At 48.9% G+C, this 23098-nt stretch carries 22 protein-coding genes and 1 pseudogene; 13 read left to right on the top strand and 10 right to left on the bottom strand.

All coding sequences use genetic code 11. The annotated features are described in order from the left end of the window. The first annotated feature begins 9 nt into the window (after positions 1–9). From fdoH to fdhE, 3 genes are read left to right on the top strand one after another with little or no spacing between them, the layout of a single operon-like run. The gene (gene fdoH, locus QUE34_RS23775; protein ID WP_032304205.1) at positions 10–912 is read left to right on the top strand and encodes a formate dehydrogenase O subunit beta; all 903 of its coding nucleotides are present in this window, start codon (positions 10–12) and stop codon (positions 910–912) included. After that, a complete protein-coding gene (gene fdoI / locus QUE34_RS23770) occupies positions 909–1544 on the top strand; it encodes a formate dehydrogenase cytochrome b556 subunit (protein WP_000829013.1) in 636 nt (211 codons plus the stop codon). Before fdoH ends, fdoI begins: the two co-directional genes overlap by 4 nt. Further along, complete coding sequence (fdhE, locus tag QUE34_RS23765; protein WP_000027715.1) at positions 1541–2470, top strand: formate dehydrogenase accessory protein FdhE; 930 nt, start codon at positions 1541–1543, stop codon at positions 2468–2470. The genes fdoI and fdhE overlap by 4 nt, the downstream gene beginning before the upstream one ends. A gap of 330 nt (positions 2471–2800) precedes the next feature. Here fdhE and yiiF read toward each other — a convergent pair whose 3' ends face one another. The 10 genes and pseudogenes from yiiF to yihV all read right to left on the bottom strand — a co-directional run bounded on the left by yiiF (position 2801) and on the right by yihV (position 11103). Continuing rightward, positions 2801–3043 (bottom strand): protein YiiF, encoded by a 243-nt coding sequence (gene yiiF, locus QUE34_RS23760; RefSeq protein ID WP_032304202.1) that lies wholly within the window; start codon positions 3041–3043, stop codon positions 2801–2803. A 218-nt stretch (positions 3044–3261) separates the two neighbouring features. Continuing rightward, a complete protein-coding gene (locus QUE34_RS23755) occupies positions 3262–3480 on the bottom strand; it encodes a ribbon-helix-helix domain-containing protein (protein WP_032185613.1) in 219 nt (72 codons plus the stop codon). A gap of 694 nt (positions 3481–4174) precedes the next feature. After that, positions 4175–5089, bottom strand: coding sequence for a transposase (locus tag QUE34_RS23750; protein ID WP_241232093.1), 915 nt, complete (start codon positions 5087–5089; stop codon positions 4175–4177). Positions 5090–5101: 12 nt separating this feature from the next. Next, positions 5102–5989, bottom strand: a pseudogene (locus tag QUE34_RS23745) (hypothetical protein); the annotation flags it as partial. 414 nt (positions 5990–6403) lie between these two features. Continuing rightward, positions 6404–7345 carry a fatty acid biosynthesis protein FabY gene (gene fabY / locus QUE34_RS23740; RefSeq protein WP_001297068.1) on the bottom strand — a complete coding sequence of 314 codons (942 nt, stop codon included), beginning with the start codon at positions 7343–7345 and terminating at the stop codon, positions 6404–6406. A gap of 44 nt (positions 7346–7389) precedes the next feature. After that, complete coding sequence (gene dtd / locus QUE34_RS23735) at positions 7390–7827, bottom strand: D-aminoacyl-tRNA deacylase (RefSeq protein WP_000560983.1); 438 nt, start codon at positions 7825–7827, stop codon at positions 7390–7392. Further along, a complete protein-coding gene (locus QUE34_RS23730) occupies positions 7824–8696 on the bottom strand; it encodes a virulence factor BrkB family protein (RefSeq protein WP_032185608.1) in 873 nt (290 codons plus the stop codon). The genes dtd and QUE34_RS23730 overlap by 4 nt, the downstream gene beginning before the upstream one ends. Further along, positions 8690–9289 (bottom strand): glucose-1-phosphatase, encoded by a 600-nt coding sequence (yihX, locus tag QUE34_RS23725; RefSeq protein WP_032304198.1) that lies wholly within the window; start codon positions 9287–9289, stop codon positions 8690–8692. The genes QUE34_RS23730 and yihX overlap by 7 nt, the downstream gene beginning before the upstream one ends. Before the next feature lie 98 nt (positions 9290–9387). Next, entirely contained in the window at positions 9388–10173 is a 786-nt protein-coding gene (locus tag QUE34_RS23720; RefSeq protein ID WP_000059678.1) for a DeoR/GlpR family DNA-binding transcription regulator, read from the bottom strand. 33 nt (positions 10174–10206) lie between these two features. Then, entirely contained in the window at positions 10207–11103 is an 897-nt protein-coding gene (gene yihV / locus QUE34_RS23715) for a sulfofructose kinase (RefSeq protein ID WP_000621624.1), read from the bottom strand. 167 nt (positions 11104–11270) lie between these two features. On the opposite strand from yihV, the gene yihU reads away from it, so the two are divergent. From yihU to QUE34_RS23665, 10 genes are all read left to right on the top strand, one after another. Continuing rightward, on the top strand, positions 11271–12167 hold the full coding sequence (gene yihU / locus QUE34_RS23710) for a sulfolactaldehyde 3-reductase (protein WP_103253703.1): 897 nt from the start codon (positions 11271–11273) through the stop codon (positions 12165–12167). A 23-nt stretch (positions 12168–12190) separates the two neighbouring features. Further along, complete coding sequence (gene yihT, locus QUE34_RS23705) at positions 12191–13069, top strand: sulfofructosephosphate aldolase (protein WP_103253702.1); 879 nt, start codon at positions 12191–12193, stop codon at positions 13067–13069. Positions 13070–13084: 15 nt separating this feature from the next. After that, positions 13085–14326 carry a sulfoquinovose isomerase gene (gene yihS, locus QUE34_RS23700; RefSeq protein WP_000870914.1) on the top strand — a complete coding sequence of 414 codons (1242 nt, stop codon included), beginning with the start codon at positions 13085–13087 and terminating at the stop codon, positions 14324–14326. 67 nt (positions 14327–14393) lie between these two features. Next, a complete protein-coding gene (locus QUE34_RS23695; protein ID WP_001167556.1) occupies positions 14394–15296 on the top strand; it encodes an aldose-1-epimerase in 903 nt (300 codons plus the stop codon). A gap of 60 nt (positions 15297–15356) precedes the next feature. Further along, a complete protein-coding gene (locus tag QUE34_RS23690) occupies positions 15357–16232 on the top strand; it encodes a sulfite exporter TauE/SafE family protein (RefSeq protein ID WP_000345431.1) in 876 nt (291 codons plus the stop codon). A gap of 106 nt (positions 16233–16338) precedes the next feature. Continuing rightward, positions 16339–18375, top strand: coding sequence for a sulfoquinovosidase (gene yihQ, locus QUE34_RS23685; protein ID WP_032304196.1), 2037 nt, complete (start codon positions 16339–16341; stop codon positions 18373–18375). Positions 18376–18420: 45 nt separating this feature from the next. Then, complete coding sequence (locus QUE34_RS23680) at positions 18421–19806, top strand: MFS transporter (protein ID WP_032304194.1); 1386 nt, start codon at positions 18421–18423, stop codon at positions 19804–19806. A gap of 40 nt (positions 19807–19846) precedes the next feature. Continuing rightward, on the top strand, positions 19847–21250 hold the full coding sequence (locus QUE34_RS23675) for an MFS transporter (RefSeq protein WP_001279685.1): 1404 nt from the start codon (positions 19847–19849) through the stop codon (positions 21248–21250). Positions 21251–21317: 67 nt separating this feature from the next. After that, positions 21318–22010: a porin OmpL gene (ompL, locus tag QUE34_RS23670; RefSeq protein WP_032304192.1), complete on the top strand. Its 693-nt coding sequence runs from the start codon at positions 21318–21320 to the stop codon at positions 22008–22010. Positions 22011–22222: 212 nt separating this feature from the next. After that, entirely contained in the window at positions 22223–23071 is an 849-nt protein-coding gene (locus QUE34_RS23665) for an STM4015 family protein (RefSeq protein ID WP_103253699.1), read from the top strand. Positions 23072–23098 lie beyond the last annotated feature (27 nt).

Here is a 23098-nt window from a genome sequence, read left to right as displayed (position 1 = left end):
AGACGACATATGGCTTATCAATCTCAAGATATCATTCGTCGTTCCGCGACTAACGGTCTGACCCCCGCGCCTCAGGCGCGGGACTTCCAGGAAGAAGTGGCGAAACTCATCGACGTCACCACCTGTATCGGCTGTAAAGCCTGTCAGGTGGCGTGTTCAGAGTGGAACGACATTCGCGATACCGTCGGCAATAACATTGGGGTGTACGACAACCCCAATGATTTAAGCGCCAAATCGTGGACGGTGATGCGCTTCTCGGAAGTGGAGCAGAACGACAAACTGGAATGGCTGATCCGTAAAGACGGCTGTATGCACTGTTCCGATCCAGGCTGCCTGAAAGCGTGTCCGGCGGAAGGGGCAATTATTCAGTATGCCAACGGTATCGTCGACTTCCAGTCCGAGCAGTGCATTGGTTGCGGTTATTGCATTGCGGGCTGTCCGTTCGACATTCCGCGCCTCAACCCGGAAGACAACCGCGTTTATAAATGTACGCTGTGCGTTGACCGCGTGGTGGTTGGGCAAGAACCGGCCTGTGTGAAAACCTGCCCGACGGGTGCGATTCACTTCGGTACGAAAGAGTCGATGAAAACGCTGGCGAACGAGCGCGTGGCGGAGCTGAAAACCCGTGGTTACGACAATGCGGGTCTGTACGATCCGGCAGGCGTGGGTGGTACACACGTTATGTACGTGCTGCACCATGCTGACAAGCCGAATCTGTATCATGGCTTGCCGGAGAACCCGGAAATCAGCGAAACCGTGAAATTCTGGAAAGGCATCTGGAAACCGCTCGCAGCTGTTGGCTTTGCGGCTACCTTCGCGGCCAGTATCTTCCACTACGTGGGTGTCGGTCCGAACCGTGCGGATGAGGAAGAGAATAATCTGCACGAAGAGAAAGACGAGGAGCGCAAATGAAACGACGTGACACCATCGTGCGCTACACCGCGCCGGAACGTATCAACCACTGGATCACCGCCTTCTGCTTCATCCTGGCGGCGGTGAGCGGGCTGGGCTTTTTGTTCCCTTCCTTCAACTGGTTGATGCAAATCATGGGCACACCGCAGCTGGCGCGCATTCTGCACCCGTTTGTCGGCGTGGTTATGTTTGCCTCGTTCATCATCATGTTTTTCCGTTACTGGCATCACAACCTAATCAATCGGGATGATATCTTTTGGGCGAAGAATATTCGTAAGATCGTCGTCAACGAGGAAGTAGGTGACACCGGGCGTTATAACTTCGGTCAGAAATGCGTTTTCTGGGCGGCGATTATTTTCCTGGTCCTGCTGCTGGTGAGCGGTGTGATTATCTGGCGTCCTTATTTTGCGCCTGCTTTCTCAATCCCGGTGATCCGATTCGCGTTAATGCTGCATTCATTTGCCGCAGTGGCGTTAATTGTGGTTATCATGGTGCATATCTACGCCGCCCTTTGGGTGAAAGGCACGATTACCGCCATGGTGGAAGGATGGGTTACCAGCGCCTGGGCGAAGAAACATCACCCGCGCTGGTACCGTGAGGTCCGCAAGACAACGGAAAAGAAAGCTGAATGAGTATTCGCATAATCCCGCAAGATGAGCTGGGTTCGAGCGAGAAACGTACGGCGGATATGATTCCGCCGTTATTGTTCCCTCGGCTCAAGAATTTATACAACCGCCGCGCCGAGCGTCTGCGCGAGCTGGCAGAAAATAATCCGCTGGGTGATTATCTGCGCTTTGCTGCGCTTATCGCCCACGCCCAGGAAGTGGTGCTGTACGACCATCCGCTGGAGATGGATCTGACCGCGCGCATTAAAGAAGCCAGCGCACAGGGCAAGCCACCGCTGGATATTCACGTTTTGCCGCGTGATAAGCACTGGCAAAAGCTGCTGATGGCAATGATTGCTGAGCTGAAACCTGAAATGAGCGGCCCGGCGCTGGCAGTGATTGAGAATCTGGAGAAGGCATCAAGCCAGGAGCTGGAAGATATGGCCAGCGCGCTGTTCGCCTCTGATTTCTCGTCCGTCAGCAGCGATAAAGCGCCGTTTATCTGGGCTGCACTGTCACTCTACTGGGCGCAGATGGCCAATCTGATCCCGGGCAAAGCCCGCGCTGAATACGGCGAACAACGTCAATATTGCCCGGTTTGTGGTTCTATGCCGGTGTCCAGTATGGTGCAAATTGGCACCACTCAGGGTCTGCGTTACCTGCACTGCAACCTGTGTGAAACTGAATGGCACGTAGTGCGCGTAAAATGCAGCAACTGTGAACAGAGCGGCAAACTGCATTACTGGTCGCTGGATGACGAACAGGCCGCGATTAAAGCCGAAAGCTGCGATGACTGTGGCACTTACCTGAAGATTCTTTATCAGGAAAAAGAACCGAAAGTTGAAGCCGTGGCAGATGACCTCGCCTCTCTGGTACTGGATGCGCGAATGGAGCAAGAGGGCTATGCCCGTAGTTCCATCAACCCGTTCCTGTTTCCGGGTGAAGGGGAGTAATCTCTGACGTTTTCCGGGTGGCGCTGGTCGCCCGGATTACAGTTGATAGGGTGTGACGACACCATCTCTCGTATTCCGCGTTACCCATTCAAGACTGTGCTGTTAGTGCCTGTTTGGCCTCATTCTTCCCGCCAACACATCGATAAGGTTATTGGTATGTCACTGATGACAAGCGTAAGATTGCCTGATGCGCTGCGCTTATCAGGCCTACCAATAAACTGCAATATGTTGAATTTGCACGACTTTGTAGGCAGGATAAGGCGTTCACGCCGCATCCGGCATGAACAACTCGCACGTTGTCAGCAATCTGATTGATATCATTTTTTCCCATTACCATTCCTCGCGCAGCTTACGCTGGTATTCGACACCATCTTCCTCACATCCTTGCCAGATGCCAGGAACACTGGATATTGCTGTTTGCGATTGATTTACCTGGTATTGATCTACCGCTTCCCGTAATAGCTCCGCACGAGGAAGATTACACTGCACCTCAAGATCATCAAGTTGCTTAATCACCTCATTCGATAAATCGAGTAAAATTCTGCCCATATCCATACCTGCCAGAGAGTTCATAAATATCTCGCCAATATCATTTTTGAATCTATAGAGAGAAAAGTACCTTTGTCGAATGCTTAAAGAAAGTGCATTTACGTATCACTTTTATTTTTGCGAGGCGTTTTCCAGATATGATGTAACAGTTGCAATTATTAGAAGTTCAAGTAAAACAACCTTGTATTAATACCAGAATAAGGGGATCTGGTTTTTTATATTCAAGAATAAAAAATTTTTTGTCATTCCTTATGCTCCTTACACTGATCATCGACACCCACTGTCTCCCCCTTTTGCCTGCCTCCCTTTGCTTTACGCACCGGGAATTGCTGACGTTCCAGATATTGCTCTACCGCTTCGCGTAAAATTGCAGATCGTGAAACCTTACGCCAGCCCCTAAGCTTGTTCAGCCGTTTAATTGCCTCTTCTGATAAATGAAGAAAAACCGTATTCATCACCATTACCAATACCTTACATATATTACTCATTAATGTATGTGCGAAAATTACGCCGAAAAATCATTTAAAAAAAGCGGATTTTTGCATGCTGTTTTGTTTTTGCGAGACGTTTTCCAGAAATAATAAGAACGTTGCAGTTGTTTCATTTGTTAATCAAAAATGGTTTGGTTATCGCCCAGGATGAGATATGGGTGCTATAAATATATTATATTCAGGGATATTTATTTTTTGATTGGGTCTTCATTTGCATAATCTGAATGGTGTACCCGAAAAACGTCAGCATCCTAACAGCACCAGGATTTAAGGTGAAATTTAACATCCATCACAGACCGGTCAATGCTGCCGCCAACCGGTCTTTACTTGCTCGTCGTTATAATTTTGTGGGTAACAGTTCGGGAAACAAGGAATTCCTTCCGGAACACCCCGGTATCATCCGATAGCATTGACGTCAATCATCAGCGCGACGGTGAGTTTTTTTAATCGAATCATAGGATGGTAACGTTAAGCACGATTACGGGTCATAGTAAAACTCCTGAGCAGGCGGCACTATGCCGCTTTCACAGGAGTTCTGAATGCTGGTGCTTTCTGTATGGCATAACCATGCCCCTCGCGGCTAAGTGCCTGCACACTTCTCTCTTTGTATGTCATTTTTGCAATGCATTGGCCGAATTCTGGTAATTCAAATGAGTTTTACTCTTCAGACTCCCATCCCTACGGTATACGAGTTAGATTCATGAATGAAATCGACATTTTTAAAAAACGAATCTTGTAAAACATCCGTGTTGATATTACCTTGCAACCCGACATTAAATTTGTTAGAGAGATGAAGAACTCGAATATCAAAAAGGTCTTTTAACATCATTAATTCTTCAGCTGTTAATGACTCGCAACTAAAATATCCCTGTTGATCAAAAAGGTTTTCTATTTCTCTACCATCGGCGAGGCGTTTTTCAATGAGTGTTTGCAACATCGAGTTGCCAAGGACAATGGATATCGTGCGATCTTTCGCAGATTTACACCCCATCACAACGGCAACATTCGTATCCCCCTCAGGAATTTCATTTAACGCTGTTGCTAAAATGGTGGTCAAACACGCAAACGGTACTGTATTTCTTTCGTGATTTAATTTATCTACCAGTTCATTCCATTTATCAAAAACCGGCCGATATTTTGTTTGTACAGAATTACCCATGTGGTTAAATAATCCAGCCATACGATTTTTTATCATCTCGATATCCGGCGAGTCAGAAATACTTTTCGCATAATACGGGCCTGATGATGTTGCATACATTAAAGCAGCGCCCACACCTGTCACCATGATAGGTGCAACCACGGTTTTGGCAAAGGCGACGCTGCGATGGCTATGCGCTTCACAGTCTAAAGGAATATATTCCACTGGCTGCGGTAAATCCTGGCATGCCTCCCTCATCATTGCGGTATGTTTTACAAACAACGGTTTTTCATTGCCAAAAAAAACTTTCTGCTTAATTGCACTAAGAAAACGCAAATCAAAAATGATTGTTTTTGGTTTATTATTTTTGGGCACATTTCCTATTATCCCGCTAAGAACCTTCCTTGCTGCATGGAGATTTTTTTGCACAGCACATAACACAATTGACGAAGCCTTCTCTACTTCGTTATTGATTTTAATTTTAAAATCTGCATGATATACGTTGACGGGCAATGTAAGTATATCTGGACTTACATCTTTGGCTGAGTATTTATTGGTGATCGACGGCCGTGAATCCACGAGAAAACTTAGCTGCAAATTATGCTCTATATTATCAGCTGTTTTTGTGGTGTGGTTAAACATAGAGATGCCACCTCTCATTCTTTCACACATATCCTCAACTTTTTCACTTCGTTCTTGTGGCAATTTGGCTTTAACGTTAATTTGATGATTTTTACCGGTGCATTCCTTTACTACAAGAGGAACGTTATCTAAAGTGCCATATAGGCTAATAACGTCACCAGGCTTTTTATCATGTAAGTAAGTTTGATTAATACTCGAGGCATTCACAAAGAGGTCAATATTATAACTGTTTATAACTTCACCTACATCAAATGTGTAGTGCTTACTCTTGAGGCTGCCATCCTTATTTAATTGTATATCAATCAATATATCCCCTGACTTTGTCACCATATCTTTGCCATAAACCATTTGCATAGCCATTTCGAGGAGGTTTTTATCTAACTGATTGCGGGCGTTGAGTAAGCGACTACCAAATAATTTATATACTGTTCCCGTCATTGCCAGCGCTGCGCTTTCTGGTACTTTGCGTTTCCACAGTGAGGTTTCTCTATTTTTGAACAGGTCATATTCATTATTACTCGACAACCCGAGTTTCAGTTCGTTAACACAATCGCACAGTTGCTCCTCACCTTCCATTTTAAGGCAAAGTGAAAAATGATTTAATAGCGTTTGCTTCGGTGATTCATTACTCGTTAGTTGTTTTTCTAAATTAACAATAGAATAACTTTCTTGTTTAATGAGATTAATATTGGCAACCATTACAGCCTCCTTCCCACGGTTTAAGAGCAAACATGCCACATAATTATTTACAACATCCAGAAGCAGTAAATGAATGATACTGACAATGATGCCAGCCCATTATCTTTGCATAATGTTTGTTAGCTATAGATTTTAAAAATATTTATGAGAAAAGTATGGCACTAGAGGGGGTTTTGACTATCAAAAATCGCTCAAACCTGAACTAAGATGATGAATTAAGCATTATCGGCGATAATTGCCACTCGGCTCTACAAATAATATTTAAATGCTCCTGAACAGTGATGTAGCAAGACACGTATGGAGCCAACGAAGAATAAAAATTTATGGAGTTCTTATTCAATATAACCGGAATAGTCAGGGGCTGATGTAAATGACCTGAAAGAATGAGAGAGGCAGTACGCCCCTCTCCATCAGCTACTCTTCTTCGTTCCCGCCTTCTTCATACGGGCCAAATGGCTTCGCGGGCAGAACGATATACGTGCCTTCAAACACTGCACCCGGCGTCTCGTCGCCAAAGATTTCTACTTGCATCTGCACCCGTGCTTTTCGTCCGCGCGCCAGACGGTCGAGATCGCCACTTAAGGCACCGAGGTCGGCTACCGCATGGGGTTTTCCGCTAATCGGCTTGCTGTAGCGGATATGCGCATCCGCCAGAATAATCGTTCCGCCGAGGTGGCGTTCACGCAACATCAGCCAGATAAGCCCCCAACCGGTGAGCGTAGCCAGCGAGAATAAACTCCCGGCAAACAGCGTGTGGTGCGGATTCTGATTGCCGGTTTCCGGCATGGTGGTGATAAATTTTTGCCCGGTATATTGCTGAATGCGCACGCCCATTTTTTCACTAAGCGGGATGTGTTCATACCACGCCTGTTGCAACTGCGCGCACCAGTCGCCGCGATGCAGAATATCATCCAGAGTGGCGACGGGTTTAATCATCAAAAAATGACGAATCGGCGTGGTGGTTGGTGTGGTGATTTCTCCCTGATTAACGAACCCCAGCTTGGCGAAAAACTCCACCGCGTCTTCACGGGCGCTACAGGTCACGCGCTTAACGCCTTCCTGACGCGCCACCGACTCCAGAGTCATCGCCATCAGCGTTCCTAACCCTTTGTCCTGCACGTCGGGATGAACGGCCATAAAACGGATGGACGCTTCGTTATCGGCATTAATATACAGCCGCCCTACTGCCACCAGATTACCCTGCTCGTCGACGACCATCTGGTGATGCGCCATCGCATCCCACGCGTCGCGTTCCGAACCTTTTGGTTGATGCAAGGGCTTACGCAACATTTCCCAGCGAAACTGATAGTAACGCTCTAATTCTTCTTCTGTTTGTGGAACCCGAAGGTGATACATAGCGATACTCTCTCTTGTTTCCCGTGACAACCCTGGAAGCTGGCTCATACCTGCAACCAGAATGTTACGGGGCCATCATTGACCAGCGATACCTGCATATCCGCAGCGAAGCGTCCTGTTTGCGTGTTCATCTCTTGCTGACGGCAGCGTTCGACGAAATAGTCATATAACGCCTCTGCGCGATCCGGTGATGCGCCTTTGGAGAAACTTGGGCGCATCCCCCGTTCGGTATCTGCGGCGAGGGTAAACTGGGAAACCACCAGCACACTGCCGCCCGCCTGTTGCACGTTGAGATTCATCTTGCCTTCGGCATCGCTGAAGATGCGATAGCCAAGCACGCGCTCGCACAGACGGTTTGCTTTCTGTTCGTCGTCATCCTTTTCGACACCCAATAACACCAAAAGTCCCGCGCCAATTTCGCCCGTCACTTCTCCCTCCACGGTGACGCTGGCACGGGTTACGCGTTGAATTAATGCAATCATGGTTCGTCGTCTTCTTCTTGTTCAGCTGCTTGTTTTAGTTTGCGGTATTCCCCGAGAGTGACAGTAATTTCCGCACCAAGCAAGACGATACACCATGTCCAGTAGACCCAGACAAAGAGAATGGGGATCACCGCCAGCACACCGTAAATGAGCTGATATGAGGGGAACATGGTGATATAAAGCGCGAAACCTTTTTTTCCTGCTTCGAACAGGAGTGCGGCGACAAACGCACCGACAATCGCGTCGCGGTTAGGTACGCGAATGGTAGGAACAATGCTGTAGAGCAACCAAAAGGAGATCCACGACAACAACAGCGGAAAAATACGCAGCACATTGTCAATGACAGTATTGAGATCGCTTGCCCAACGCAGAGAGAGCAGATAGGAGCTGATCGCCAGACTGGCCCCTGCCAGCAGCGGCCCCAGCGTTAAAATCATCCAGTACACGGCAAACGAGTAAATTTTTGGTCGCGCTCGTTTACTGCGCCAGATGGTATTCAATGCGCTATCGATGGAGTACATCAGCAATAATGCTGTGACGATCAGCCCGCACGCCCCGACGGCGGTCATTTTGTTGGAATTGGCGACAAACTGTTCGATATATCGCTGGATAACATCGCCAGTAGCAGGCAGAAAGTTGGCAAAAATAAAGTGACGCAACTGAATGCTGACGTCCGAAAACATGGGAAACGCGGCGAAAAGCGCAAAAACAACGGCAACCAGCGGCACTAATGAGAGCAACGACACATAGGCAAGATTACCTGCCAGGGTTGTCATATTGTCCTCATCAATGCGTTGCCAGAGTAGTTTTAGCCAGGCCCATAGCGGACGGGTACGGTGCCTGGCTTTGTCCTGAATGTTTTTTAGCATAACACCTTCGCGAAATAGTCCGGGATGGTGGTTTTATCTTTCACCAGAATACTGGTAATACCTAGCTGATTTGCTCCTTCTATATTATCGGCGTTGTCATCGAAAAAGACCGTATCGCTGGCTGAAAAACCTTCCGCCTGCAAAACATGCTGGTAAATTCGTGCTTCAGGTTTGCGCATCCCCAGATCTTGCGACAGATAGATATGGTCAGCAGCATCACGAATTTCCGGGTATTCCTCCGGCCAGAAGGTGGTATGTAGGCGGTTAGTATTGGAAAGCACCACCACACGATGCCCCTGCTCACGCAGTTTATGCATGATGGCGATCACTTCCGGGCGCAGCGCGACAAACACCGCCTGCCAGCCGTGGGAAAACTGCTCATAGCTTAGCGGTAGAGCCATCTCATGACACAGCGCCTCTGCGAACGCTTCGTCGCTAATTTCCCCACGCTCATGCTGATGAAACGCCTCGCCCATGTGGAAACTCTTCTTAAGCGTAGCCAGGGGAACACGCGTTAAATCGCTCCAGGCTCCCAGCACACGGTTAAAGTCGATATCGACAATCACATTACCTAAATCAAAGATATAGAGCATTTTTGCCTCCTTTCGCGCCACAAGAAATTAACTGTAGCGGGAAAGGATGGGTTTGGCTATGTGGTCAGGTATGAAGCAAGGTCAACGGTCACAAAATTCTACGCGTCTTCCTGGGGAAGGATGATTTCAATTTGGCTGTCTTGTAAACGTGATTTTAGCGCAGCGGGCGGCAGCTCGTCGGTAAAGAGTGCAGTGACCTGTGCCACATTACCAATTTCAACCGCCGCCGAAGCATGATACTTAGTGTGATCGGCGACCAGCAGAATATTTCTCGCGTGCGCCATCATCGTTTTCACCACGTTAGCTTCGTTAACATCAAACTCCATCAACGCGCCATCGCTCTCAATCGCCCCAACACTTGTTACCAGATAATCAGCCCGAAAATCGGCCACAAAGGAAGCCGCTGAAGGGCCAATGATCCCGCTATTATGAGAGCGCAATGTACCGCCGGGCACCATCACTTCAAAGCGCGGGTTGTGGTACAGAATATGCGCCACACGCAGGCTGTTCGTGATTATCCGCAAATGATTATGGTTAAGTAACGCCCGGGCGACATGTTCGACAGTCGTACCGATGGTGATAAATATTGTCGATCCATCAGGAATATAGTCTGCCACCGCTTCGGCAATCGCTTTTTTCTCTTCAGTTTGCGAAACCTCACGCTGTTCGAACGCCGTATTAACGACGCTGGAGGCCCGACCCGCGCCACCGTGATGGCGCGTGATCAGCCCTTGCTCGCTTAATTTACGAATATCCCGGCGGACCGTCTGCGTGGAAACATCCAGCAGATTTGCCAGCTCATCAATATTCATATACCCACGCTCGGCGATCAGCATGAGGAGTTGGTCGTGCCGCGGGTTACCGGTCAGTTCGGTAAGGCTCATGAAAATTCCTCGAAAAACCATCACCCTGGCATTTTATACAAAAAGTGACAAAAAAGATCGGGTTTGATCACAGTCAGGGATCCCGGCACGCCCACCGGGACGCGTGCATTTTAACGCCGCCACACCGCTGGCAAAGCGGACGGAATCCGCTAAATCTCCACCTGTTGCCAGCGCCACCGCCAATGCGCCGTGAAAAACATCGCCCGCACCGGTAGTATCTACCACATCAACTTTGAAAGCTGGCTGATGCTGTCGCCCGCCATTCTCCAGCCAGTCACAGCCTGCACTGCCCTGAGTAACATAGACATGTCCATTTGTGAGCATTTGTGCCTGTTTTAGGGCACTCGCCATCTCTTTCACGCCCGTTAGCCGCGCCAGACCCGGTTCTGAAAAAGCTGCATGATCGCTTAACGCCACCAGCTCACTGATATCCTGCGGCGTAATATCACCGTCCAGCACGGTCATCACGCCCGCCTGCCGCGCCAGAGTGAAGGCTTTTTTCGCGCCGTCATGCCAGCGTACATCTGCCAGCACCACGTCCCACTGAGAGAAATCAATTTCCTCCAACCACTCTGCGTCAGGCAGCAGGTCCGGGCTGGGATAGTTAATGATGATTCGCTCGCCTTTGGCATCCACCATGATGGCGGATTGCGAAGATTTCGCCTGGTTATACCGCTTGGTGTAACGGGTGTTAACGCCCCAGGATTCCAGCTCTGCCAGCAGGCTGTTTCCCGTGTCGTCGTCACCGACGCGACCAATAAAATCGACCTGCGCACCCAGTCTGGCCGCCGCAACTGCTGCTGTAGCCGCTGGCCCGCCGCCAACTTCCGTATAATTTTTCGCCACGTATTTACCGCTCTCCGTCGGCAACCCTTCCACGTAATAGATGCGATCCATCACGGTAATTCCTACACAAGCAACACGAATCATGGTCATTCCTTAAGCATTTTGGGATGCGTTCATTTTAATTTCACCAATTGTTTAAAAAGTGACGGCTGTCAATTTTTTGACGATAAATTACAAATACGATCAAAAGCAGACAAGCAAGGTATGTCATAAATGACAAAAAGTGACATCACTGTATTCAGGAGAGGGTTATGGCAGCAATCGCGTTTATCGGTTTAGGACAAATGGGTTCGCCAATGGCGAGCAATTTATTGCAGCAAGGGCATCAACTTTGCGTCTTCGATGTGAATGCCGAAGCCGTACAGCATCTGGTAGACAAAGGGGCGACTCCCGCTGCTAACCCAGCGCAGGCCGCTAAAGATGCCGAATTTATCATTACCATGTTGCCGAATGGCGATCTGGTGCGCAGCGTGTTGTTCGGTGAAAACGGTGTCTGTGAGAGCTTATCTTCCGATGCGCTGGTCATTGATATGTCGACCATCCACCCCCTGCAAACCGATAAATTGATTGCTGATATGCAGGTCAGAGGCTTCAGCATGATGGATGTTCCGGTTGGCCGTACTTCCGCAAATGCCATTACCGGTACTCTGCTACTGCTGGCTGGCGGCACTGCTGAACAAGTTGAACGCGCCACGCCGATCCTGATGGCGATGGGCAGCGAGTTGATCAACGCGGGCGGTCCGGGCATGGGGATCCGCGTTAAGCTTATCAACAACTACATGAGCATCGCGCTCAATGCGTTGTCGGCAGAAGCCGCCGTTTTGTGCGAAGCCCTGAATCTTCCCTTCGATGTTGCCGTCAAGGTAATGAGCGGTACTGCCGCCGGTAAAGGCCACTTCACCACTTCCTGGCCGAACAAAGTCCTCAGTGGAGATCTTTCTCCCGCCTTCATGATCGATCTTGCCCATAAGGATCTTGGCATCGCCCTCGATGTTGCCAACCAGTTGCATGTGCCGATGCCGCTGGGGGCCGCCTCACGGGAGGTTTATAGCCAGGCGCGCGCAGCGGGTCGAGGTCGCCAGGACTGGTCCGCCATTCTGGAGCAGGTCCGTGTCAGTGCCGGGATGACTGCCAAAGTAAAAATGTAACGACTGGATAAAGGAATAAATGAATGAATAAGTACACCATCAACGACATTACGCGCGCATCGGGCGGTTTTGCCATGCTGGCAGTCGATCAGCGCGAAGCCATGCGCATGATGTTTGCCGCGGCTGGCGCACCCGCTCCAGTAACCGATAGCGTTTTAACTGATTTCAAAGTTAACACCGCGAAGACGCTTTCACCTTATGCATCGGCGATTCTGGTAGATCAACAATTCTGCTACCGCCAGGTGGTTGAGCAAAACGCGATTGCCAAAAGTTGCGCCATGATTGTCGCCGCCGATGAGTTCATCCCTGGCAACGGTATTCCGGTAGATAGCGTAGTCATTGACCGCAAAATCAACCCGCTACAAATCAAACAAGACGGTGGCAAAGCCCTGAAACTACTGGTGCTGTGGCGTAGTGATGAAGATGCGCAGCAACGCCTGGATATGGTGAAAGAGTTCAATGAACTGTGCCACTCACACGGTCTGGTGAGCATCATTGAGCCAGTCGTCCGCCCACCGCGTCGTGGCGATAAATTCGATCGCGAACAAGCGATCATCGATGCCGCTAAAGAGCTGGGCGACAGTGGCGCTGACCTCTACAAAGTTGAAATGCCGCTTTATGGCAAAGGTCCGCAACAAGAGCTTCTCAGTGCTTCACAACGTCTGAATGACCATATCAATATGCCGTGGGTGATCCTCTCATCCGGCGTCGACGAAAAACTGTTCCCGCGTGCCGTACGCGTGGCAATGACAGCGGGTGCATCGGGCTTCCTGGCTGGTCGTGCCGTCTGGGCATCGGTTGTCGGTTTACCGGACAACGAGCTGATGCTGCGTGACGTTTGCGCACCGAAATTACAACAACTTGGCGATATCGTCGACGAAATGATGGCTAAACGCCGTTAAGATGAGGATACAAAAATGAAATGGTTTAACACCTTAAGTCACAACCGTTGGCTGGAACAGGAAACCGATCGCATCTTTGATTTTGGTAAAAATTCCGTAGTACCGACTGGCTTTGGCTGGTTAGGCAATAAAGGGCAAATCAAAGAAGAGATGGGCACCCATCTGTGGATCACCGCCCGTATGTTGCACGTGTATTCCGTTGCTGCGGCGATGGGTCGACCTGGCGCTTACTCGTTGGTTGATCATGGTATCAAAGCCATGAACGGCGCACTGCGCGATAAAAAATATGGCGGCTGGTATGCCTGTGTCAATGACGAGGGCGTGGTGGATGCCTCCAAACAGGGCTATCAACATTTCTTTGCCCTGCTGGGTGCTGCCAGTGCCGTCACAACGGGTCACCCGGAAGCGCGTAAGCTGCTCGATTACACCATTGAAATTATCGAGAAATACTTCTGGAGCGAAGAAGAGCAGATGTGCCTGGAATCCTGGGACGAAGCCTTCAGCAAAACCGAAGAGTACCGCGGCGGCAATGCCAATATGCACGCGGTGGAAGCTTTCTTGATTGTTTATGACGTAACGCATGACAAAAAATGGCTGGATCGCGCGATTCGCGTGGCTTCCGTCATTATCCACGACGTCGCCAGAAATAATCATTATCGCGTTAACGAGCACTTCGATACCCAGTGGAATCCGCTGCCGGATTACAACAAAGATAACCCGGCGCACCGCTTCCGCGCATTCGGAGGCACGCCGGGCCACTGGATCGAATGGGGCCGTTTAATGCTGCATATCCACGCTGCCCTGGAAGCCCGTTGCGAACAGCCTCCGGCCTGGTTGCTAGAAGATGCCAAAGGTCTGTTCAACGCCACCGTGCGCGATGCCTGGGCGCCCGATGGTGCCGACGGGATTGTTTATACCGTTGACTGGGAAGGCAAACCGGTGGTCCGCGAACGTGTGCGTTGGCCTATCGTCGAAGCGATGGGTACGGCTTACGCGCTCTACACCGTTACCGGCGATCGCCAGTACGAAACCTGGTATCAGACATGGTGGGACTACTGCATTAAGTACCTGATGGACTATGAAAATGGTTCCTGGTGGCAGGAGCTGGATGCGGACAATAAGGTCACCACCAAAGTCTGGGACGGTAAACAGGATATTTATCACCTGCTGCATTGCCTGGTGATCCCGCGTATCCCGTTAGCGCCAGGCCTGGCTCCGGCAGTTGCCGCAGGCCTGCTGGACGTTAACGCGAAATAACTGAGCTGAAATAACGGCATATCAGGCTACATGCCGGGTATGTCGTTATTCAATAAAGGTGCCTCGTATGCAAATCACCAACATGCATTGCAGTGGACAAACCGTTTCACTTGCCGCGGGGGATTATCACGCGACTATCGTGACGGTTGGTGCTGGTCTGGCTGAATTAACTTTTCAGGGTTGTCATTTAGTCATCCCGCACAAACCCGAAGAGATGCCGCTGGCGCATCTGGGTAAAGTGCTTATTCCGTGGCCGAACCGGATCGCCAACGGCTGTTACCGCTATCGGGGACAGGAATATCAGTTACCCATTAATGAACATAGTTCAAAAGCCGCTATTCACGGGCTGCTTGCCTGGCGAGACTGGCAAATTAGCGAATTAACCGCCACCAGCGTTACCCTGACAGCTTTTCTACCGCCCAGTTACGGCTATCCGTTTATGCTGGCTTCGCAGGTTGTTTATTCGCTCAATGCTCGCACGGGCCTTTCCGTTGAGATCGCAAGCCAGAATATTGGTACTGTGACCGCACCTTATGGTGTGGGTATTCATCCTTATTTAACCTGCAACTTAACATCTGTTGATGACTATCTTTTCCAGCTTCCGGCAGAACAGGTTTATGCCGTCGATGAGCACGCAAATCCGACAACGCTTCACCACGTTGATGAGCTGAATTTAAATTTCACGCGGGCGACAAAAATAGCCGCGACAAAAATAGACCATACCTTTAAAACCGCTAATGATCTGTGGGAAATGACCATTACCCATCCACAGCAGGCACTTTCGGTGAGTCTTTGTTCCGATCAACCCTGGGTGCAGGTTTATAGCGGCGAAAAATTACAGCGTCAGGGACTGGCAATTGAACCTATGAGTTGCCCGCCTAACGCCTTTAATTCCGGCACCGATTTATTATTACTGGAACCAGGAAAAACGCATCGCCTGTTTTTTAATATTCACGGGCAGCACAATTAATTTCATTAAGAAAAAAACGAGATCATTGTTTAGGGTTGTATTTACACAACAGGAAATATTATGGACTTTTTTACGTTATTTTCGCCAGATGGGGCCATGCTGGAAACAAACGTGGTATGTATCGTTATCGCGTTGATGTTTCTTTATACCTTTGTGGGGATATGCGCGGGATTTGGTGGCGGTTTAACCACCATGCCACTCGTCACGTTAATGCTCCCCGTAAAAATGGCAACACCACTTTCGGTAATTGTCGGCACCGCAACCGCCTTGTACGCCACCTGGCTATCACGCAAAGAAACGGATTGGCGCTCGGCAATGGTGCTGATTATTTTCTCATTTTTGGGAATACCCGTCGGTTTATATGCGCTGTCGTATTTACCCGACCATTTTATGAAAGTGGGCTTAGGTGGATTTCTTATCCTCTACTCCTTTTACAGCATGTTTATTCCTCGCTTGCCGATTTATGACCGTAACTGGATCGCCGCACCTATCGGCGCAGTAGCTGGCGCATTAGGCGCGGCGTTCTCAACCAACGGGCCGCCGATGGTTATCTACGGGATGCTACGTAACTTAGGTCCGGCGGCATTTCGCGGCACACTGAACGCCTTCTTCACCGCAAACAACATCGCGGTGATCGGCGGGCTGGCGACCAGCGGAATTTTGACTGTTTCTATCTTTAAACTGGTGCTGTTTTGTATTCCCACCATGATCCTCGGTTCACTGATTGGACAATATGTGCATAAACGCATTTCGGTCAAAGTGTTTCGTGTGATGGTCTTTTTATTGTTGATTGCCTCCGGTTCTATGTTGATAAAAGGTGCGTTGGGAATTCCCGCTGCTGCCGCACTTCTGCCTCCGTTTACCTTGTTAGTTATACTGCAACTGGCATTTGGTAAAAAAGTGGCGGCAATCCGCCGGGCTGAAGAAAGTAAATAATCATTATGCGGGTTTTAATTTATACCTTCACACATTCTTTAATTAATGAAACCTGTAATAACAGGATGGCATGAAATATTAGTTTTATACTCTATGGAGATTATTTATGGATACGCCACGCCCACAGTTATTAGATTTTCAATTTCATCAGAATAACGACAGTTTTACTCTACGTTTTCAAGACCGTCTTATTTTAATCCATAGCAAAGATAATCCTTGCTTATCGATTGGCTCAGGTATAGCGGATATCGATATGTTCCGCGGTAATTTCAGCATTAAAGATAAATTGCAGGAGAAAATTGCGCTGACCGACGCCATCGTCAGCCAGTCACCGGATGGCTGGTTAATCCATTTCTGCCGTGGTTCTGACATTAGCGCCACGCTGCATATCTCTACTGACGAACAAGGCCGTTTAGTGCTGAAACTGCAAAACGATGATCGTCACCATAACCGCATCTGGCTGCGTCTCGCCGCACAACCAGAGGACCATATCTACGGCTGCGGCGAACAATTCTCCTACTTTGATCTGCGCGGCAAACCGTTCCCGCTATGGACCAGTGAACAAGGCGTTGGTCGCAACAAACAAACCTATGTCACCTGGCAGGCCGACTGCAAAGAGAACGCGGGCGGCGACTATTACTGGACTTTCTTCCCGCAGCCTACTTTTGTCAGCACGCAGAAGTATTACTGCCATGTCGATAACAGCTGCTATATGAACTTCGACTTCAGTGCTCCGGAATACCATGAACTGGCATTGTGGGAAGACAATGCCACCCTGCGTTTTGAATGTGCGGACACATACATCTCCCTGTTGGAAAAATTAACCGCCCTGCTGGGACGTCAGCCAGAACTGCCCGACTGGATTTATGACGGGGTAACGCTAGGTATTCAGGGCGGGACAGATGTATGCCAGAAGAAACTGGACACCATGCGTAACGCGGGCGTGAAGGTCAACGGCATCTGGGCGCAGGACTGGTCCGGGATCCGTATGACCTCTTTTGGCAAACGTGTGATGTGGAACTGGAAGTGGAACAGTGAAAACTACCCACAGTTAGATTCCCGCATCAAGCAATGGAAAGAAGAAGGCGTGCAGTTCCTCGCCTACATCAACCCGTATGTTGCCAGCGATAAAGATCTCTGCGAAGAAGCGGCGCAACATGGCTATCTGGCAAAAGATGCCTCTGGCGGTGACTATCTGGTGGAATTTGGGGAGTTTTACGGCGGCGTTGTCGATTTGACCAATCCTGAAGCCTATTCCTGGTTTAAAGAGGTCATCAAGAAAAACATGATCGAATTGGGCTGCGGCGGCTGGATGGCAGATTTTGGCGAATATTTGCCGACCGATACGTATCTGCATAACGGCGTTAGCGCCGAAATTATGCATAACGCCTGGCCCGCACTGTGGGCGAAATGTAACTACGAAGCCCTTGAAGAAACGGGCAAGCTTGGCGAGATCCTTTTCTTTATGCGCGCCGGTTCTACCGGTAGCCAGAAATACTCCACCATGATGTGGGCGGGCGACCAGAACGTCGACTGGAGTCTGGACGATGGCCTGGCGTCGGTTGTTCCGGCGGCGCTCTCGCTGGCGATGACCGGGCATGGCCTGCATCACAGTGACATTGGCGGTTACACCACCCTGTTTGAGATGAAGCGCAGCAAAGAGCTGCTGCTGCGCTGGTGCGATTTCAGCGCCTTCACGCCGATGATGCGCACCCACGAAGGTAACCGTCCTGGCGACAACTGGCAGTTTGACGGCGACGCGGAAACCATCGCCCATTTTGCCCGTATGACCACCGTCTTCACCACCCTGAAACCTTACCTCAAAGACGCCGTCGCGCAGAACGCGAAGTCCGGTCTGCCCGTTATGCGCCCGCTGTTCCTGCATTACGAAGACGATGCACACACCTACACCCTGAAATATCAGTACCTGCTGGGCCGCGACATTCTGGTCGCTCCGGTGCACGAGCAAGGTCGCAGCGACTGGACGCTCTATCTGCCAGAGGATAACTGGGTCCACACCTGGAGCGGAGAAACCTTCCACGGCGGAGAAGTCACCGTTGAAGCGCCCATCGGCAAACCGCCGGTCTTTTATCGCGCCGACAGCGAATGGGCTGCACTGTTCGCCTCGTTAAAAAGCATCTAATCACGTCCGCCCGTGGGGAAACTCACGGGCACAGGGAGAACAACGATGAGTCACATCACAACGGAAGATCCGGCTACTTTACGCCTGCCCTTTAAAGAGAAACTCTCTTACGGTATCGGCGATCTGGCCTCTAACATCCTGCTGGATATCGGCACGCTTTATCTTTTGAAGTTTTATACCGACGTTCTGGGGCTGCCCGGTACCTATGGCGGCATTATCTTTTTGATTTCGAAGTTCTTTACTGCGTTTACCGATATGGGTACCGGCATCATGCTCGATTCCCGACGCAAGATCGGTCCAAAAGGTAAGTTCCGTCCTTTTATTCTGTATGCGTCATTCCCGGTCACCTTACTGGCGATCGCCAACTTTGTCGGCACACCGTTTGATGTCACCGGTAAAACGGTGATGGCCACTATCCTGTTTATGCTCTACGGGCTGTTTTTCAGCATGATGAACTGCTCTTATGGCGCAATGGTCCCCGCTATTACCAAAAACCCCAACGAACGCGCATCACTGGCGGCATGGCGTCAGGGTGGCGCTACATTGGGCCTGCTGCTTTGTACGGTGGGATTCGTGCCGGTTATGAATCTTATCGAGGGTAATCAGCAACTTGGCTATATCTTCGCCGCCACGCTGTTTTCACTGTTCGGCCTGCTGTTTATGTGGATCTGCTATTCGGGCGTGAAAGAGCGTTATGTCGAAACGCAACCTGCAAATCCGGCGCAAAAGCCAGGCTTGTTGCAGTCTTTCCGCGCAATTGCCGGTAACCGCCCGCTGTTCATTTTGTGCATTGCTAACCTCTGTACCTTAGGGGCATTTAACGTCAAGCTCGCCATTCAGGTCTATTACACCCAGTACGTGCTTAACGATCCCATCCTGTTGTCATATATGGGATTTTTCAGCATGGGCTGTATTTTCATCGGCGTGTTCCTGATGCCTGGTGCAGTCAGACGTTTTGGTAAGAAGAAGGTCTATATCGGCGGCCTGCTGATTTGGGTGCTGGGCGATCTGCTCAACTATTTCTTCGGCGGCGGCTCGGTCAGTTTTGTGGCGTTCTCCTGCCTGGCATTCTTCGGCTCGGCGTTTGTTAACAGCCTGAACTGGGCACTGGTTTCCGACACCGTCGAGTACGGCGAGTGGCGCACCGGCGTTCGTTCGGAAGGTACGGTCTACACCGGCTTCACCTTCTTTCGCAAAGTATCTCAGGCGCTGGCAGGTTTCTTCCCAGGCTGGATGCTGACGCAAATCGGCTATGTGCCAAACGTGGCGCAGGCTGACCATACCATCGAAGGTTTACGCCAGCTGATCTTCATCTACCCAAGCGCACTGGCGGTAGTCACCATTGTTACGATGGGTTGCTTCTACAGTCTGAACGAGAAAATGTACGTCCGCATTGTTGAAGAAATAGAAGCCCGTAAACGCACGGCATAAATAATAAACAACGCCCTGCGGGGCGTTATAAGGAGTGATTATGTCTGACCATAATCCACTGACATTAAAACTGAATCTGCGGGAAAAAATCGCTTATGGCATGGGCGACGTCGGTTCGAATTTAATGCTTAGCATCGGCACTCTGTATCTCCTCAAATTTTATACCGATGAATTAGGGATGCCTGCTTACTATGGCGGGATTATCTTTCTGGTGGCAAAATTCTTTACCGCGTTTACCGATATGCTCACCGGATTTTTACTCGACTCGCGGAAAAATATTGGGCCTAAAGGCAAATTTCGTCCCTTTATTTTATATGCAGCGGTTCCGGCGGCGTTAATTGCAACGCTCCAGTTTATCGCCACCACTTTTAGTTTGCCGATTAAAACGACGATTGCCACCGCGCTGTTTATGATGTTTGGACTTTCATACAGTCTGATGAACTGCTCGTATGGCGCGATGATCCCAGCAATTACCAAAAACCCCAATGAGCGCGCGCAGCTTGCGGCTTACCGCCAGGGTGGTGCAACCATAGGGCTATTGATTTGTACCGTAGCATTTATTCCACTGCAGTCGCTTTTTTCTGACTCCACTGTCGGTTATGCCTGCGCGGCACTGATGTTCTCCATTGGTGGCTTTATTTTTATGATGCTGTGCTACAGAGGCGTCAAAGAGCATTATGTGGACACGACGCCAACCGGACATAAAGCCAGTATTCTCAAATCTTTTTGCGCGATATTTCGTAATCCGCCATTGCTGGTTTTATGCATTGCTAACCTGTGTACCCTGGCGGCATTTAATATCAAACTGGCAATTCAGGTCTATTACACCCAGTATGTGCTGAATGATATTAATTTATTGTCGTGGATGGGATTCTTCAGTATGGGATGCATCCTCATCGGCGTATTGCTGGTGCCATTAACTGTAAAATGTTTTGGTAAAAAACAGGTTTATTTAGCTGGCATGGTGCTGTGGGCGGTGGGGGATATCCTGAATTATTTCTGGGGCAGTAACTCTTTCACTTTCGTCATGTTCTCTTGTGTCGCCTTTTTTGGTACGGCCTTTGTGAACAGCCTGAACTGGGCGTTAGTTCCTGACACCGTAGATTACGGTGAATGGAAAACCGGTATTCGTGCCGAAGGTTCTGTTTATACTGGTTATACCTTCTTTCGTAAAATTTCTGCCGCACTTGCTGGCTTCTTGCCAGGCATTATGCTGACGCAAATCGGTTATGTTCCCAACATCGCGCAAAGCGATGCAACATTACAGGGTTTGCGTCAGCTCATTTTTATTTGGCCTTGTGCGCTGGCGATAATTGCTGCATTGACGATGGGATTCTTTTACACGCTCAATGAAAAACGTTTTGCGTTAATTATTGAGGACATCAACCAACGTAAAAATAAAGAGATTGAGACAAAAGAAAAAACTGCTTCCGTAACGTTATAAATGTCAATAGCCGCTATTTCCATCCTGATGGGTGGCGGCCCCCCTACGTTAAAAAAATGGACTTATTATGAAAAAGATTAATGCAATAATTTTATTATCTTCTCTGACCTCTGCCTCGGTATTTGCTGGCGCATACGTCGAAAACAGGGAGGCATATAATCTCGCCTCCGATCAGGGCGAGGTTATGCTACGTGTGGGTTATAACTTCGATATGGGCGCGGGTATCATGTTAACCAATACCTACAACTTTCAGCGCGAAGATGAACTAAAACATGGATATAACGAAATTGAAGGCTGGTATCCGTTATTTAAACCAACCGATAAATTAACCATCCAGCCCGGTGGATTAATTAATGATAAGAGCGCCGGTTCCGGTGGTGCAGTATATCTGGACGTCAACTATAAATTTGTACCATGGTTTAATCTGACAGTGCGAAATCGCTATAACCATAATAACTACAGTTCAACAGATTTGAACGGGGAGCTGGATAATAATGACACCTATGAAATTGGTACCTACTGGAATTTCAAAATCACCGATAAATTCTCCTATACATTTGAGCCACATTATTTTATACGCGTAAATGACTTTAATAGCAGCAATGGAAAAGATCATCATTGGGAAATCACTAATACCTTCCGTTACCGTATTAATGAACACTGGCTGCCTTATTTCGAATTACGCTGGTTAGACCGCAACGTCGAGCCGTATCACCGCGAGCAAAACCAGATTCGTATCGGAACGAAGTATTTCTTCTGATGTGAAAATGTAAAAAGTCGCTGATATGGACTGCCCCCCATAAAGTTGGACAGTTCAGGTTAAGCGGCTTTTTACACAGATATTCACAATATAAATAACTCCCCATAATTATATAACCACGTTGATTATAAAATATTCCTCGTCCTCTCTATCAAAGTCATTGACTACCAGGTAAGATCTTTTCCACCGCAACACTCACAAGGAATGAGAAAATGGAAAAGAAATTTTTTATGGATTGGGATAATGAAATCCCGCAAGAAGAGTTTATTAACAATATTTTAGCCGATGAAGACCTGCCTAAAATCCGCTCTCTGATTATTGGTCGTTGGGGGGAGTGCTGGGATGAGGAAAGTTGCCAACCAATAATCGACATGTTTGTTGAACATGCCGAACGCTTTGCTCATCTCGAATCCCTATTTATCGGCGATATGGAAAGCGAAGAGTGTGAAATTTCGTGGATAAAACAAGGGGATTATTCTCGTCTGTATGCTGCGCTGCCGAACCTCAAAAAGCTGACAATTAAAGGTACTCAGGGCCTGGAACTGGGAGAAATCGCCCATGACAAACTGGAGCATCTGGAAATTATCTCTGGCGGTACGCCGTGTGACGTGTTCGCCTCATTGCAAAATGCCCAACTGCCTGCGTTAAAAACACTTATCGTTTATATTGGCGTTGAGAATTATGGTTTTGATGCATCGCTGGATATCGTAATGAAGCTGGCGTCGAAATCCCTCTTCCCGAGCCTGACGCATCTTGGCCTGGTGAACAGCGAAGAGCAAAACGAAATCGTCCGCCGCGTGCTGGAAAGCGACATTCTGCCGCAACTGGAAGTGCTGGCACTCTCCTGCGGTACGCTTACCGACGAAGGTGCAGAGCATCTTCTCAAACATGCCGATCGCCTTAGCCATCTGAAACTGCTGGATTTGTACCATCATTACCTGACAGAAGAGATGCAGAAAAAACTGCAAAAAACACTGACATGTACTCTCGAATTATCAGAAGCGCTAACGCCTGAAGTCTATGATGACGAAATTTATATGCATGCGATGTATACCGAATAAATGACATTTATTGGGAGAGAGTCATCT

Source organism: Escherichia sp. KS167_9B (assembly GCF_030295215.1).
GTDB classification, from domain to species: Bacteria; Pseudomonadota; Gammaproteobacteria; order Enterobacterales; family Enterobacteriaceae; genus Escherichia; species Escherichia coli_F.
This window is presented reverse-complemented; position numbering and strand designations above follow the sequence as displayed.